A 15,712-nucleotide genomic window follows, 5' to 3' on the forward strand; every position below is an offset into this window, starting at 1 on the left:
CCTCGCACAGCGGCACAGGGAGAGGGGCAAGAAAATGGATAACTGGCTGATTAATCTACTCGCGCTGATCATTCTCGGCGTGGTGCTTGATGGCGCTCGTCGTGCCTATCTGAAGCATAAAGATTCGGTCAAAGTTTCCCGCAACCTGTCGCGTTCCATGCGCCAGGAAATGGCGGATGACGATATATTGTCGACGCCACGTAAAGTGAAAGAAGAGTCGGATTGGCAGCCGCCTGTTCAGGAAGTGCCTGCAGCACCCGAAGAATCAGAGTTGGAGTACATCGATCCGGAAGAGGCGGAAAAACGCCGCCAGATCGCTGCCGAGCTTCCCGGCACTGTGCGCGTGGTCCAGCGGCGTAAACCTGAGGACGCCAGTCAGGTGAACCGGCAGGTGCAAAAGAATTTCCACTCTTCTCGCAAACCGCTCGCCGGTAGCAAGCCGGATCGAGGTGAAGACACAGAAATGGTGGCTCCGAAGCCGGCGCCAGGTTCCGTTTCTGCGGCCGCACCTGTATCGGAGCCTGTATTGGATGTACCGCAGCAAGCATCGTTGAACCTGGAAGAGCAGGTGCCAACGCTGATGGACTCGGTGGAGCCGGTTGTTGCGCCGCGCAGCGAGCAGAGTATGCCATTTAGCGAAACCGCAGAGGGTGAGTCAGCGTCTGACTCATCGCACTTTGCTCCTTCAGTGGAAGCTGAGGTTGCTGCACCAGACCCGCTGGCAGCCCTGTCTGCTGATGGCGAGGAGCCACAACTCCTTGATCGCCGCGAACCTTCGCTGGACGAGTCGGTGAGCCTGGAGTCTTTGCAGGCGGTCCCGGAAGGGGCTGAAGCCGAACAAGAGGAGAGCCCGGCGAAGAAATCCTGGGCTGCGCCTGATCTCAAACTGCCGGAGTTGAAATTCCCTGACCTCAAGAAGTCCGCTTCCGTCAGCCGCGAATCTTCCGAGCCTTCTTCCAGTGACACCGGCGGTCGCCGGGCGGAGAGCGACCGCTCAAAACGTCCGGGCAAACGCAGCGAAAATGCTCGCACCGAGCGCGCGGTAGAAGAAGTGTTGATCTTAAATATCATGGCGCCTTCCGGGGATTGCTTTGAAGGCAACGACCTGCTGCGCGTACTGCTTTCCAGCGGCCTGCGCTTTGGTGATATGAATATTTTCCACTACCACTGTGGCGAGGCCGGCGAAGGGCCAGCCCTGTTTAGCCTCGCCAATATCGTGGTGCCCGGCACCTTCGATATGTCGGATATGGAAGAATTCACCACACCGGGCGTTAGCCTGTTCCTGGCGTTGCCAGCGGAAGTGGAGGCGCTGAAGGCATTCGATACTCTACTGTCGACTGCACGAAACATCGCCGAGCAGTTGGGTGGCGAACTCAAAGATGAGAATCGCAGCGTGTTTACCGCGCAGACCGCGGAGCATTACCGACAACGCGTGATGGAATTCCAGCGCCGCAAGGCGCTGGCACGCGCGCAGGCCTGACAGCCTCTCCGAATGACGACGGCGGGAGTGTGAAAAACTCTTTCCTCCCGCCTGTTGCGCGCGTTTCTCTCTTTAATCCAACCTGTAACCGGCAAGAATTTCCCGTTTTTTGCGGATAGAAAATGACTAAAACAATTCCCCCGGAAGCCCAGCAGCGCGCCGAGCAGCTGCACGATATCCTCAATCGAGCAAACTACGAATACTACGTGCTGGACGCACCCGACTTGCCGGATGCGGAGTACGACCGTTGCCTGCGCGAGCTGCAACAGCTAGAAGAATCCCACCCGCAACTGATTACCAGTGATTCGCCGACCCAGCGTGTCGGCGCGGAACCACTGGCGGCCTTTACCCAGATTCGTCATGAAATGCCCATGCTGTCGTTGGACAATGCGTTTAGTGACGATGATATGGAAGATTTTGATCGCCGTATTCGTGAGCGCCTGAACAGTGTGGAACCCGTCGAGTATGCCTGTGAGCCCAAGCTCGACGGTATTGCGGTCAGTTTGCTGTACCGCAAGGGTTTACTTGAGCGCGCGGCCACCCGGGGCGACGGTACTGTCGGTGAAGATATTACCCAGAATGTGCGCACCATCTTCTCGATCCCCCTCAAATTACTTGCGAACGATGTGCCGGAAGTACTTGAGGTGCGCGGCGAAATTTATATGCCCAAGGCCGGTTTTGATGCGCTCAATGAAAAGGCGCGAGCGGCCGGAGACAAACTTTTTGTGAACCCCCGCAACGCCGCCGCCGGTAGCCTGCGCCAGTTGGATTCCCGTATCACCGCGCAGCGCCCCTTAGAGATGTGCGCATACAGCGTGGGGCTGGTCGAGGGTGGTGAATTGCCCGAGCGCCACACAGATATTCTTGCGCAACTCAACCTGTGGGGCTTTCGGATTAACGCGGAAATGGCGGTAGCGGAAAATATTCAGCAGTGTATTGATTACCATCGCAAGCTTGGCGAAAAGCGCGCTGAGCTGCCCTACGATATCGACGGTATCGTGTTTAAGGTAAACAGTATTCCCCTGCAAAAGCGCCTCGGTTTTGTTGCGCGCGCGCCGCGCTGGGCCACCGCGTACAAATTCCCCGCACAAGAAGAAATGACCCAGCTGTTGGATGTGGAGTTCCAGGTGGGGCGTACCGGCGCGGTTACCCCGGTGGCGCGTCTGCAGCCGGTATTCGTTGGTGGCGTTACGGTTTCCAATGCCACTTTGCACAATCGCGATGAAATTGAGCGCCTTGGTGTGAAAATCGGTGATACGGTAATTATTCGCCGTGCGGGGGATGTGATTCCGCAGGTGGTTTCTGTGGTCGAGAGCCGTCGCCCCGAGGACGCCCGCGATATCGAATTCCCCAGCCACTGTCCTGTGTGCGATTCCCCGGTGGAGGCAACCCCCGGTGAGGCCGTGGCCCGTTGCAGCGGTGGCCTGATCTGTAGTGCGCAGCGCAAGCAGGCGATCAAGCATTTTGCCTCGCGCAAAGCTATGGATATCGATGGTCTCGGCGATAAGCTGGTGGAACAACTTGTCGACGAAGGGCTTTTACACTCGGTTTCCGGGCTTTACCACCTGTCTCTGGAGCCGCTGATGGGGCTGGAGCGCATGGGCGAGAAGTCCGCGCAAAATTTACTGGATGCGCTGGAGCGTAGTAAAGACACCACACTGCCCAAGTTTCTGTACGCCCTTGGCGTGCGCGAAGTGGGTGAGGCCACCGCGCGGAATTTGGCCCGTCACTTTGGCGATCTGGATCACTTGATGCAGGCGGATAGCGAAGCCCTGCAGCAGGTGGAGGATGTGGGGCCTGTGGTTGCACACTATGTGGCAGAGTTTTTTGAGCAGGCACACAATCTCGAAGAAGTCGCTGCGTTGCAGCAGGCGGGCGTGCACTGGGAAGCCGAAGTCCAGGAAACCGGTAGCCAACCGCTTGCGGGGCAAACCTGGGTGCTCACGGGTAAACTCGAGACCCTGTCGCGCAGTGAAGCCAAAGACTATTTGCAACGGTTGGGTGCCAAGGTGGCTGGCAGCGTTTCTGCGAATACGCACACAGTGGTTGCGGGTCCTGGAGCTGGTTCAAAATTGAACAAAGCGCAAGAATTGAACTTGCCAGTGCTCGATGAAGAAGGGCTGATGGCGAAGCTGCGGGAGTGGGGCGTCGAAATTTAATCGATCTGCTGGAAATGCGATCGGGTCGAAAATTTCACAGCATCTGACGGTAGAATTCTCCCGGTTGCCCCGTTACAGTTGGCGCTGTATTTGTTGAATTGACCTGCCAGACGGACCATCGTCTGGCAGGGAAAGCGTAGGGGTTAGCGCAGCGTGATTCAGGGCGATCAAGAATCTATCGTTTACGGCTGTATCAAAGACAGCAACAGTCTCACCGGTGGCAGCGACCGTCGTCGCGTCAACCGTGAAGCTGTGCTCGCGTTGCCCAGTGCCGACGAATGGCCCTTTCTATGCCGCGATATGTTTGCGGTACCCACCATCAAGGTCAAACAATCCCAGTACCAGACCGATGTGATTCATTTCGGTGCCTCTTATCGAGCGGTTGAGTACGAGTGGAATCACTGGATCCAAAAATTCGAAGAGTTACTGCGCAGTATGTACTGGGTATCAGCGACCGTGCATCTAGAGACCGAATTATCCGGAACGCATTCTTTCACCTGGGAGGCCGCAGGTCTGTACCACGAGCCAGGTTGCGGCGAGATGCAGGTGCGTTGCGAATGGACTCAGGAAGGTAAGGTAAGTGTCTGACAAGGGCTTACCTTCGGTTGCCTTTCACCGACGGATCTCCCTTATTTGCTAACTTCTCTTCTGAATCTGTCTTCTCTGCCAAATTCCCCCTGACGACACTAACCTGTACTGGTTTCCCGGTCTGCGTGCGGAGCCGGGTGATGTTCTATGGGAAATTCAGGAGGTAGTCTCCGGTGCAGAACAAAAGTAGCCAGGTAAATCGTTCGGCCGCGGATTCTGAATTTCGAACAGAAGAAGACAGTCTGGGGGAAATCAAAGTGCCCCAGCAGGCTCTATATGGAGCGCAGACGCAACGTGCCGTAGAAAACTTTCCGGTAAGTGACTATGTGATGCCCGTCGCATTCGTTCGCGCAGTGGTCGCGATCAAGCGTGCCGCAGCGCAAACCAATGTGCATTTGGGGCTACTGGACAGTGCGATCGCGGATGCAATCATTCAGGCCTGTGACAGCCTCACAGACGAAGACTACGCACAACAGTTTCCTGTCGATGTATTCCAGACGGGTTCCGGCACCAGCACAAATATGAATGTGAACGAGGTGCTCGCTCACCTCGCCTCCGCAGCGAGTGGTCTTTCCATTCGTGCCAATGATCACGTCAATATGTGTCAGAGCAGCAACGATGTGATTCCAACGGCCATCCACCTCTCAGCGTTACTCGCGATTCAGAATGAACTGTTGCCCGCGCTGGTGCACCTCAGTGACGTTCTGGATCAAAAAGCAGAAGAGGTGGGCGAAGTGGTGAAAACCGCACGCACCCATTTAATGGACGCTGTACCAATTACATTTTCGCAGGAGGTGTCCGCGTGGAGTGCGCAGATCAAACTGTGTCGCGCGCGTCTGGAATGCACCTTGCCTCGCCTGGAGTTGCTGGCCCAGGGTGGGACGGCAGTGGGGACGGGGCTGAATGCACACGATGAATTTGCGCAAGAGTTTGCGCTCAGGTTAGGGGCCGATTGTGGCATTGCGCCGCGGCCCGCGGAAAATCCGTTTGCGGCCATTTCCAGCCAGGATACTGCAGTTGAGGTATCCGGCCAGGTCAAAACTCTGGCGGTTGCGCTGATGAAAATTGCCAACGATTTGCGCTGGATGAACAGCGGCCCGCTGGCGGGGTTTGGCGAAATTTCCCTGCCAACCTTGCAGCCAGGCAGCAGTATTATGCCGGGAAAAGTAAACCCGGTAATTGCCGAGTCCACCGCGATGGTTGCGGCGAAAATTATCGGTAACGACACGACGGTGACGGTCGCCGGCCAAAGTGGCAACTTTCAACTGAACGTTATGTTGCCGGTTATTGCGTTTTGTTTGCTGGAGAGTATTCAACTTGCAGCAAGCGCATCGCGCTTGCTGGCGGATAAGGCGATATCGGGTTTCACCGTGAATCGATTGCGCATGCAGGAGGCGCTCGCGCGCAACCCCATTCTTGTCACTGCGCTCAATCCCGTGATCGGGTACGCCAGGGCTGCTGAAATTGCGAAACTGGCGTACCAGGCGAACCGCCCGATACTGGACGTGGCTGAGGAAATGACGGAACTCTCGCGCGCGGAGCTGGAAAAATTGCTGGATCCTTCCCGCTTGAGTGGCGGTGGTATCGTGAGTGGGGATTAGGCGTATGGTTTCGTTCACGCAAAGATCAGTACGCCGAGCAGAATGGAGCCTGCGATCAGCATCATCCATTCAACCCAGATGCCCAGCCGGCGCAGTGCTGCTCTGTCCTCAGCGCGGAATAAAAGTCGTTTGTGCATAGCCTTTGACGAGCCTGTCGAGTGGGCGATATATCTGCCCCGAGCCCAATGTTTGACTTCAAACTTACACGCGACCCGCGTTGACACGGGTAGACCAATGTTGCAGGATTCGGCGCCGTTGAGAGATCTGGGCTGGCACACCATGCGTACCAGAAGAAGTATTTGGCGCAATGGCCCACCGGAGGTTTGCTCGGTGCGGCCCCGGTGCACTAGGCCCCGAGGCTTCCGTGCCTGTGGTCCGTCTCTCTCGATAGTGTGTGCACCCTATCGCTATAGTATAAAGGTCGGCGCTGTCGATTGTGTCGTGCAGGACGCCTGCAGCCGCTAGGGTAGTGTGGAGTCCTCCGTTGACCAATCATTCATATCTGGATGAAAGTAGTTAGTTATGGCTAGAAAACGCCGCCGTTCGTTTGTTACCAGCGTACTCGCCTGTCTCGCCTTTATTGCTGCGGCGGTGTGGAGCTGGGATTTACCGGTAGAAGACCTGCTCAGCTACCTGGTGCTGATGTTGATACTACTCGCTGTGATTGTTGCGGTGGCGCTAGGTTTTGGTGCGCTGCTGAACTGGCTGCGAAATCGTAATTCCAAAAATCGTCACCACGACGATCGCTGATCGCGAGTAGGGCATGGGTAGCGATTCACAATCACTGGTTGCCGGCGCGAGCCAAGCGCAAGGCGATGACATTCGCATTCCGATTACCTATGTTCAGCGTCTGCTGGAAGAGGCTTCGAATCGTGGGTGCGATCGTGCAGAGCTTCTGGCCTCGGTTGGTATTTCCGAGCACGACCTGGAGGATACCGCGGCTTTTTCTGCGGTAACCTACGGCCGTTTGTATCAGCGAGTGATGTGGCTGGCGCAGGACGAATGGTTCGGTATGCTCAGCGGCGGTCGAGTGCGTTCCGGTTCCTTTCGTTTGTTATGCCTGACCGTGGTGAATTGCGCAACGGTGCGGCAAGCCATTACCCTCAGTGCAGAGTTTATGGAAATCTGCCGCGGATTTCGGGTTAAGCCGGTACTTTCACAGGAAGGGGATCGGGACAAAGTGGTGATCCAGGGGATCAGTTCTTTGCAGCCCGGTGAATTTGATACGCTGATTGCAGATACTTCCCCAAGTGTTATCCGCACCACACTGGCAGTGTGGCATCGATTTTATTGTTGGCTGGTGGGGCGCGAAATTCCACTGGCCAAATTGCACTTCTCTTTTCCCTGTCCCGAAGAGTTTCAGACGCTCGCGCAGAGCGAGGCGGGCGAGCTGCTGTTTGATCAGCCGGGTAATGCGCTGGAATACGAAAGCCGATATCTGGATTACCCGGTAGTACAAAGCCCTCAGACGGTGGAGGATTTTATCCGCACCGCGCCCTATCACCTGGTGATCAGCGACGGCAACGCAAACAGCATCAAGACCAAGGTAAAGACGATTCTGAATCGCGATGTGAGCGAATCCATGCCCCCGGCGGAAGCGGTTGCCGAGCGGTTGAATATGTCGGTCACTACCTTGCGCAGGAAATTGCAGCAGGAAAACACCTCCTATCAAAAATTGAAGGACGAGTGTCGAATGGAGGCCGCTTTCCATTATCTGAGCTGTCCCGATCTTTCCAACACGCAGATTGCAGAGATGCTCGGGTTCGATGAGGCCAGCGCATTTTTCCGCGCGTTTAAAAAGTGGACCGGCGTCACCCCCGGGGAATATCGCAAGAGCCCACGCAGCTCGGTCGTCGACGGCTAGCGGTCACACTGCGCAATTTTTTCGAAACTACCTTTCCCTGGGTTGATTCTGGCATTTGTGGCCGACTAGTCAGTACGATGGCTTGTGGCCTGCGCGTCATTTTCCTTCTTCCTCATTGCCCTGTTTGACTCACCCGTCAGCCCGTTTGCGTCAATTTTGTCGCCGTAATTTGTTAGTGCTTTGGACACTTTTCGCCATAGTGGCTATTGGTTATTTGCTACTAATATGAATAAAACCAATAGTTGAGTCACGGCTTAGTGCCGAGCTTCCCGACGCGCCATTCGCTTGTTACAACTTGCTATATGGGCGCGAACAATCGAGTGTAAAAATCGTTAACGAGGGTATTCAGGATGAGCGAGATCAAAATTCCGCTGCGTGACATGCGTTTCTCTATGCGTGAACTGCTGAACTGGGATCAGCACTATGCGGCACTGGGCTACGAAGATGCGAGCCCGGACGTAGTGGATGCGATCCTGGAAGAAGGTGCCAAGTTCTGTGAGAACGTTCTGGCGCCGATTAACCAGAGCGGTGACCAGCAAGGCTGTACCTGGAAGGACGGCGAAGTCACCACCCCCGACGGCTTTAAAGAGGCTTACCAGCAGTTCGTTGAAGCGGGCTGGCCGTCCATGCCGCACGACGTCGAAGTTGGTGGCCAGGGCCTGCCGCACTCTCTCGGCACCATTCTGAGCGAAATGGTTGGCACCGCCAACTGGTCCTGGGGTATGTACCCGGGCCTGTCTCACGGCGCCATGAACACGCTGGATGCGCACGGTACCGACGAGCAGAAAGAGACCTACCTGACCAAGCTGGTAGAGGGTACCTGGACTGGCACCATGTGTCTGACCGAGCCGCACTGCGGTACCGACCTGGGTATTCTGCGCTCCAAAGCCGAGCCGAATGACGATGGCTCTTACGCCATCAGCGGCACCAAAATCTTTATCTCTGCCGGTGAGCACGACATGGCAGAGAATATTGTCCACATCGTACTGGCGCGCCTGCCAGACGCACCTGCGGGCACCAAGGGTATTTCCCTGTTCATCGTTCCCAAGTTCCTGCCGAACGCAGACGGCTCCGTGGGTGAGCGCAATGGCGTGACCTGTGGTTCCCTGGAACACAAAATGGGTATCCACGGTAACGCCACCGCGGTACTGAACTTCGACGGTGCCAAAGGCTTCCTGATTGGCCCGCCCAACAAAGGTCTGAACTGCATGTTCACCTTTATGAACACCGCGCGCCTGGGTACTGCCCTGCAGGGTGTTGCGCACGCCGAAGCCGGCTTCCAGAAGTCTCTGGCCTATGCCAAGGACCGTCTGCAGATGCGCTCCCTGAGCGGCCCGAAAAACCCGGAAGGCGCGGCTGACCCGATCATCGTGCACCCGGACGTGCGCCGTATGCTGCTGACCCAGAAAGCCTTCGCTGAAGGTGGTCGTATGCTGGTACTGCTGTGTGCCAAGCAGGTAGACCGCAGCAATGCTGCCGAGACCGAAGAAGAGCGCAAAGCCGCCGACGATCTGCTGGCGTTCCTGACGCCAATTGCCAAGGCTTTCCTGACCGAGACCGGTTACGAGTCTGCCAACCTGGGTCTGCAGTGTTTCGGCGGCCACGGCTACATCGCCGAGTGGGGCATGGAGCAGAACGTGCGCGACAGCCGTATCTCTACCATCTACGAAGGTACCACCGGTATTCAGGCACTGGACTTGCTGGGCCGTAAGGTTCTGATGACTCAGGGCGAACTGCTGCGCAACTTCACCAAGATCGTACACAAGTTCTGCCAGGCAGAGCTGGACAACGAAGCGCTGGCGCCTTACGTCACCAAGCTCCAGGAGCTGAACAAGGAGTGGGGCGAGCTGACCATGAACGTTGGCGTTAAAGCCATGGAAAACCCGGACGAAGTCGGTGCCGCTTCCGTGGATTACCTGATGTATTCCGGTTATGCGGTTCAGGCCTACCTGTGGGCTCTGGCGGCTAAAGTGGCCAATGAGAAACTGGCAGAAGGTACCAGCGAAGAGGACTTCTACCGTTCCAAGCTGGCAACTGCGCGTTTCTACTTTGATCGCATCCTGCCGCGCACCGCGACTCATGCCGCCGCTATGCAGAGTGGCGCAGACAACCTCATGAGCCTGGATGCGGAACACTTCGTATTCTGAGCCACATGACTTACGAACACCGCCGCTGGTGACAGCGGCGGTGTTTTTGGATCTGGGTCTCGCCAACGGGGGTGGGGCACAGGTCTCCGAGAAACCGGAGTAACGATGCAATTACCGGCGCACATTCTCGAGCGTTTGCGGCAGCTTACTTGTCTGCCACAAAGCACTCGAGTACAGTTTCGATTGCCGGATGGCAGCGATTTTTATCTGCAGGTACAACGGAAGTCCGGGAGTGAAAGCCTTGCCGAAGGTGACTGTGTAGCCATTGAAGCGAAGCAGGTTGAAGGTTTGGCGGCGTCGTCTGATCTGGACCTGGAAATGTCCTACGATACGCTGCAAGACATTATTGGCGGCAGGTTAAGTGCGCGGCACGCATTTTTGCTTGGCGATATTCGCTACACTGGAAACCGGGAATTGGCCGCGGCCCTTGCGGATCTGTTTGCGGTACATTGAGTTTCTTTTATTAAAAATTGCGCCGAGACTGTTCAGTCGAGACGTGTTGGCGCGAAAATAATTTAATGGCAGATCACCGCCGAACAAGCGATGAAATTCAGGCGGCTGTTTTGCCTCACACAGTTACATTCACCAGATAACTAACAAAACTTACAATAATTATTCGCCCGGTTAGATCAGAACCGCGGAATTCGTCTATAAACGGACATGGAATATCCTTCAGGTACCATCGTTCCGTGAACTCGCCGATAATCCGTTAGTCCTGTTGCTACCGACCTCCTATAGAGGTCCGGGTCGCGTCCAGCGGGCGAAATCACAACAACAACAGAATTGGGAGATACAAGTTGGACATTGAACGCAGCATTCTTGAAGTGTTTACCGATGCTACGGCCAAATTTGCAGACCGGCCCGCATTTACCTGCCTCGGGCAGACGTTGACCGTTGGTGATATCGATCGGCTCAGCGCCCAATTTACCTCCTACCTTCAGAATCATACCAACCTGAAACCGGGCGATCGCATTGCGGTTCAGCTGCCGAACGTACTGCAGTACCCGGTAGCGGTTTTCGGTGCACTGCGCGCCGGCCTGGTAGTGGTTAACACCAACCCGCTGTACACCAAGCGTGAAATCAAGCATCAGCTGAATGATTCCGGTGCCAAGGCGCTGGTGGTTCTGGCAAATATCGCCGATACCGCCGCTGCAGTGGTTGCGGAAACTTCTGTTGAACAGGTGATCGTGTCGGAAATTGCAGATCTGCACCCGCCGCTGAAGCGCGTGCTGATCAATACCGTTGCCAAGCACGTGAAGAAGATGGTTCCGGATTTCCATTTCGCGAACCAAGTGAACTTCCGCGACGCAATGGCCAAGGGTGCCAAGGCGCCGCATCAAGACGTGGCGCGTACCGCGGATGACCTGGCTGTACTCCAGTACACCGGTGGTACTACTGGTGTTGCCAAGGGCGCGATGCTGACCAACCGCAACCTGGTTGCCAACATGGAGCAGGTGCGCGAAGCGCTGGGCGAATCCATGAAAGAGGGTGAGGAGTACTATGTTGCACCTTTGCCCCTGTATCACATTTACGCCTTCACCATTCATTGCATGTGCCTGTTTACCACTGGTAACCACTCCCTGCTGATTCCAAACCCGCGGGATATTCCGGGCTTCGTGAAGACCCTGAAGGGAATTCGTTTTACCGGTTTCTGCGGCCTGAATACGTTGTTCAACGGCCTGATGCGCGACCCTGGTTTTGCCGATCTGGACTTCAGTAAACTGCACACTACCTGTTCCGGTGGTATGGCGCTGACACGTGCCACCGCTGAAAAGTGGGAGCAGGTGACTGGCTGTGTGGTAACCGAAGGCTACGGTATGACGGAAACTTCCCCGGTTGTTTGCTTCAACCCGGCGGAAGCGGTGCAGCTGGGTACCGTGGGTGTCGCGGTTCCGGGTACCGAAGTGAAAGTCATTGACGAGAACGGCAACGACCTGCCGAACAATACACCGGGTGAGCTGTGTGTACGTGGTCCGCAGGTAATGAAAGGTTACTGGGAGCGTCCAGAAGCCACTGCGGAGACCATCGACTCCGAAGGCTGGCTGAAGACTGGCGATATGGCAGTTATTCAGGACGACGCGTACATCAAGATTGTTGACCGTAAGAAAGACATGATCATCGTGTCTGGCTTTAACGTTTACCCGAATGAAATCGAAGATATCGTTAGTGCGCACCCGAAGGTTACCGAGGCTGCTGCAGTGGGTATTCCAGATGAGCGCAGTGGCGAAGCAGTGAAACTGTTTGTGGTGAAGGCGGATGCCTCTCTGACCGCGGACGAAGTCATCGCTTACTGTCGTGAAAACATGACCGCCTATAAGGTGCCCAGAAACATCGAGTTCCGCGAAGACCTGCCGAAGACCAACGTCGGCAAGATCCTGCGCCGTGAGCTGCGTGATGAAGAACTGAAAAAGACCGAGGCGGTAACCGCTTAAGTTTTTTCGAGTCGACTCATGGCTGCTGTCGTAGACAGTAGCCATAAAAAAAGCCCGCGAATATCGCGGGCTTTTTTGTTTGTCGGAATGGTTACCCGATTGGCTTATTTGCGGGTTTCGCTGCTGGCATCGCGGGCGGCACGGAACTCGTTTCCTTCATACCAGTTTGGCCAGTCGCGGCTGTTGGCCAGCTCTAGGCCAAGGTCCAGGCCGAGCGCCAGATCCAGCGCCGCACCTTCCAGATTCCACTCTGCATCGTACTCATCGCCGGGCTTGTGATAAGCATTTGCCAAGTAGTCTTTACCTTTCTGCTGCGCCCACTCGCGACCGTGCTCGAAGCTGTCGGTACCGGAAGTGAAGTACAGCATCGGTACGCCTTTCTTCGCCAGGCTGAAGTGATCGGAGCGGTAGAAGTAACCGCGTTCAGGATGTTCTTCCGGTGCCAGATAGCGCGCTTGTTTCGCCGCGGCTTTCTCCAGCATCTTCTCCAGCTCGCTGCTTCCGTAGCCCATTACCACCACATCGCGCATTGGGCCGAGTACACCCATGGCATCGAAGTTAATTCCGGCAACGGTTTTTTCCAGCGGAACAACCGGGTTTGCTGCATAGAACTTAGAGCCCAGCAGGCCAGATTCTTCTGCAGTCACCGCGACAAATACCATCGAGCGCTCCGGCGCTTGCGCTTGCTTGGCCACCTGATGGGCCATTGCCAGCAGGCCGGCGGTGCCGGTGGCATTGTCTACCGCACCATTGAAAATGTGGTCGTGGCCCTCTGCGTTTTCATTTACGCCCAGGTGATCCCAGTGGGCAGTGTAAATAATGGCTTCATCCGGGTATTTGCTGCCTTCGACTTTGGCAACGACGTTGCGCGAGTCGGAGGTACGCAATTCCTTTTTCAGGTCTACGCTGGCGGTTAAATTCATCGGCTTGGCCTGGAAGCCACGCTGTTTGGCTGCCGTCATCTCTGCGTCAAAATCGAGGCCCGCGGCGGTAAACAATGCCTTGGCTGCGTCGTCGGTAATCCACGATTCCACCGCAACCCGGTCCGCGTTTTTGTCATCCGCCGCCAGGCTGATCTGAGCACCGGACCAGCTGCCACTCACGACTTCCCACGGGTAGCCAGCAGCGCCCGTCTCGTGGATCACGATAGCGCCGTCTGCACCCTGGCGAGCCGCTTCTTCAAACTTGTAGCTCCAGCGACCGTAATAGGTCATGGCATTACCGTTGAACAGGTTTTTGTCCTGGGTTGCGTAGCCCGGGTCGTTGACCAGGATCACTGCGGTTTTGCCTTTCATATCCAGGCCCGCGTAATCATTCCAGTCATTTTCCGGGGCGACAATTCCGTAGCCGACAAACACCAGTGGGCTGTCTTTAAGCTGGCTCTCTGGGGTCTGGCGCTGGGTAAAGGTCACCATATCGGTGAGTGGGGCGAGTGACTTTTCAAAGTCTTCGCCCTTGATCACCAGAGGTGTGCTTTCGATGTTCATTTCTACCACCGGCACCTTCTGGAACCAGCTGGGGTTACCGTCACTATCGATGGCGCCGGGTTTGAGGCCCAGTTTTTCGAACTCAGTTGCCAGGTAGTTGATGGTCAGCTCTTCGCCTTTGCTTGCCGGGGCGCGGCCTTCAAATTCGTCAGAAGCGAGGACTGCTACGTGGGTGTGCAGGTCTTTTGCCAGTTCGGAGATTTCCGCCTGCTCCTGTGCGCTGAGTGTCGGTGCGCTGGCGGTCTCCGGTGCAAGCTGTTCGCCGGCTTCGGAAGGCGCTGCGGATTCAGCGGCGCTGCTCTGCGGGGCTTGAGGTGTATTATCAGTGGCGCTCGGCGCCTCCTGTTTGCTGCAAGCGCCCAGTGCAATCAAGCTTGACAGGGCGAGCGGCAGAGCGAGTCGCTGCAAGGGTAACGGGTTCTGCATCGTGATTCCTTTTCAGGTCTTCTTTGTTATCGGTGTTGTTATGGATACGTTATTTGTTGCCTTTCATAAACGCGAGCGTTTCGCGAATCGGCGTAAATATGTCGCGCGCGAGCTGTCGGCTTCGTGCCGGAGACCAGCCCTCAACGGGGTCGGGCAGCTCGTCATTGTCCTTAAATGGCATCTCCAGGGTCAGGGCCAGGGTGCGGAACTGATGGCCACACCAGTTGGTGCCGACGGTCATGTTGGCTTCACCGGGTTTGTCGAGCGGGTAGCCCTGCGCAGTTTGGAAGTCTGGGCTGGCCTTAACGAAGGATTCTTTGAAGAGTGATTCCAGTGCCGCGTGTTTCTCGTCGTAGCTGGGGATCCCTTCGCAGCCGGCGACAAAATTAAACGGCAGTGCTTCGTCGCCATGAATGTCGAGGAAAATGTCGCCGCCGGTAGCGAGCATCCGTTCGCGTACCAGGAAAACCTCAGGGCTCTTCTCCATGCTGGGCGATTGCCACTCGCGGTTGAGGTTGGCACCGGCCGCATTCGTGCGCAGGTGGCCGCGTACGCTGCCGTCCGGGTTCATATTCGGTACAACGTAAAACACCGTGTCCTGCAGTAGCTGCAGCGCGGCGGGGTTAGCCTCATCCAGCAGTGTCTCCAGGAAACCCTCTACAAACCATTCGGCCATGGTTTCGCCGGGGTGCTGGCGGGCAATCATCCATACCTTGTTGCTTGCTTTCTCCGCATCACCAATGGTCAGCAGGGTCATGTCGCGACCATCGAGGGTGAGTCCGAGGGTTTCTACCTGTACACGATCATCGGCTTGAACCCATGCCAACAGGTCGAGGTGGCGCTCCCAGGAGTAGGGTGCGAAGTAAGCCAGGTAGATCGCTGGCTGATCCAGCTCAACGGTAAAGTCGAGTACCTTGCCATCGTATTGTGCATCGAGCCGGAACCAGTGATGGCGGTCGTAGGAGGCGCAGACACGGTAGTTTTCCCATCCTTCCGGGTATGCGGCCTTGCCGGCGTTATTGATGCGCAGCGCGTATTTTTTGCCAATATCCCCTTCCAGGCGAAAGTGGAACCATTGGTAGAAGTCAGACTCGTTGTCGATCCGAATGGCGAGTTCAATGGGGTCGCTATTTTTATCGATGACTTTGATGTTGCCGCTGTCAAAAGCGCTGCTGATATGCATGGATAAGCTCCATTGTGATTTTGTTCTGGCCTGTCCCCAAGTGCAGGTGAGTGCGGTCAGGGTATGGCTGTGGATCCAGTGAGCTGAAGGATACAGCTTTGGAGCCGAGGATCAGGATAGTTCAATACAACTTGGGAAAAACCTCTGCCGAGGCTTGGTTGTCGAGCATAAAATATCGAAATGGCGCGGTAAACCTGATGGGAGTCGTAGCGCGAGTGCGACCTGGAGGGCGTGAAAATTAAAAAGGCGCGACGCTCTTGCGAACGCCGCGCCTCTGCCATTCCCTGGCGGCACCTGCTGAGACTACTGCTCCCTGAAATTTCTGGCGTCGGACCGAAGACGACT

At 56.1% G+C, this 15,712-nt stretch carries 12 protein-coding genes; 9 read left to right on the plus strand and 3 right to left on the minus strand.

What is annotated here, in order from left to right; genetic code table 11:
• The first annotated feature begins 34 nt into the window (after positions 1-34).
• From zipA to KUV22_RS01325, 4 genes are all read left to right on the plus strand, one after another.
• Complete coding sequence (gene zipA, locus KUV22_RS01310; RefSeq protein WP_222227840.1) at positions 35-1,480, plus strand: cell division protein ZipA; 1,446 nt, start codon at positions 35-37, stop codon at positions 1,478-1,480.
• A gap of 122 nt (positions 1,481-1,602) precedes the next feature.
• Positions 1,603-3,639 carry an NAD-dependent DNA ligase LigA gene (gene ligA / locus KUV22_RS01315; RefSeq protein ID WP_222227841.1) on the plus strand — a complete coding sequence of 679 codons (2,037 nt, stop codon included), beginning with the start codon at positions 1,603-1,605 and terminating at the stop codon, positions 3,637-3,639.
• Between the two features lie 153 nt (positions 3,640-3,792).
• Entirely contained in the window at positions 3,793-4,227 is a 435-nt protein-coding gene (locus KUV22_RS01320) for a hypothetical protein (RefSeq protein WP_222227842.1), read from the plus strand.
• A gap of 173 nt (positions 4,228-4,400) precedes the next feature.
• Entirely contained in the window at positions 4,401-5,828 is a 1,428-nt protein-coding gene (locus KUV22_RS01325; protein ID WP_222227843.1) for a class II fumarate hydratase, read from the plus strand.
• Positions 5,829-5,842: 14 nt separating this feature from the next.
• On the opposite strand, the gene KUV22_RS17250 is transcribed toward KUV22_RS01325, so the two are convergent.
• Positions 5,843-5,965: a hypothetical protein gene (locus KUV22_RS17250; RefSeq protein ID WP_257787925.1), complete on the minus strand. Its 123-nt coding sequence runs from the start codon at positions 5,963-5,965 to the stop codon at positions 5,843-5,845.
• Positions 5,966-6,350: 385 nt separating this feature from the next.
• On the opposite strand from KUV22_RS17250, the gene KUV22_RS01330 reads away from it, so the two are divergent.
• The 5 genes from KUV22_RS01330 (at position 6,351) to KUV22_RS01350 (ending at position 12,271) form a co-directional block, all read left to right on the plus strand.
• Positions 6,351-6,578, plus strand: a complete 228-nt coding sequence (locus tag KUV22_RS01330; RefSeq protein WP_222227844.1) for a hypothetical protein — start codon at positions 6,351-6,353, stop codon at positions 6,576-6,578.
• A gap of 13 nt (positions 6,579-6,591) precedes the next feature.
• A complete protein-coding gene (locus KUV22_RS01335; protein WP_222227845.1) occupies positions 6,592-7,692 on the plus strand; it encodes an AraC family transcriptional regulator in 1,101 nt (366 codons plus the stop codon).
• A gap of 350 nt (positions 7,693-8,042) precedes the next feature.
• Positions 8,043-9,839, plus strand: a complete 1,797-nt coding sequence (locus tag KUV22_RS01340; protein WP_222227846.1) for an acyl-CoA dehydrogenase C-terminal domain-containing protein — start codon at positions 8,043-8,045, stop codon at positions 9,837-9,839.
• A 105-nt stretch (positions 9,840-9,944) separates the two neighbouring features.
• Complete coding sequence (locus tag KUV22_RS01345) at positions 9,945-10,292, plus strand: SCP2 sterol-binding domain-containing protein (protein ID WP_222227847.1); 348 nt, start codon at positions 9,945-9,947, stop codon at positions 10,290-10,292.
• Between the two features lie 344 nt (positions 10,293-10,636).
• The gene (locus KUV22_RS01350) at positions 10,637-12,271 is read left to right on the plus strand and encodes an AMP-binding protein (RefSeq protein WP_222227848.1); all 1,635 of its coding nucleotides are present in this window, start codon (positions 10,637-10,639) and stop codon (positions 12,269-12,271) included.
• 104 nt (positions 12,272-12,375) lie between these two features.
• Here the strand turns inward: KUV22_RS01350 and KUV22_RS01355 are convergent, their stop codons facing one another.
• Together KUV22_RS01355 and KUV22_RS01360 are read right to left on the minus strand one after the other, a co-directional pair.
• Positions 12,376-14,184, minus strand: coding sequence for a M28 family metallopeptidase (locus KUV22_RS01355; protein WP_222227849.1), 1,809 nt, complete (start codon positions 14,182-14,184; stop codon positions 12,376-12,378).
• 49 nt (positions 14,185-14,233) lie between these two features.
• On the minus strand, positions 14,234-15,367 hold the full coding sequence (locus KUV22_RS01360) for a M14 family metallopeptidase (RefSeq protein WP_222227850.1): 1,134 nt from the start codon (positions 15,365-15,367) through the stop codon (positions 14,234-14,236).
• Positions 15,368-15,712: the final 345 nt, after the last annotated feature.

This window comes from Microbulbifer agarilyticus, assembly GCF_019800665.1.
Taxonomy (GTDB): domain Bacteria; phylum Pseudomonadota; class Gammaproteobacteria; order Pseudomonadales; family Cellvibrionaceae; genus Microbulbifer; species Microbulbifer agarilyticus_C.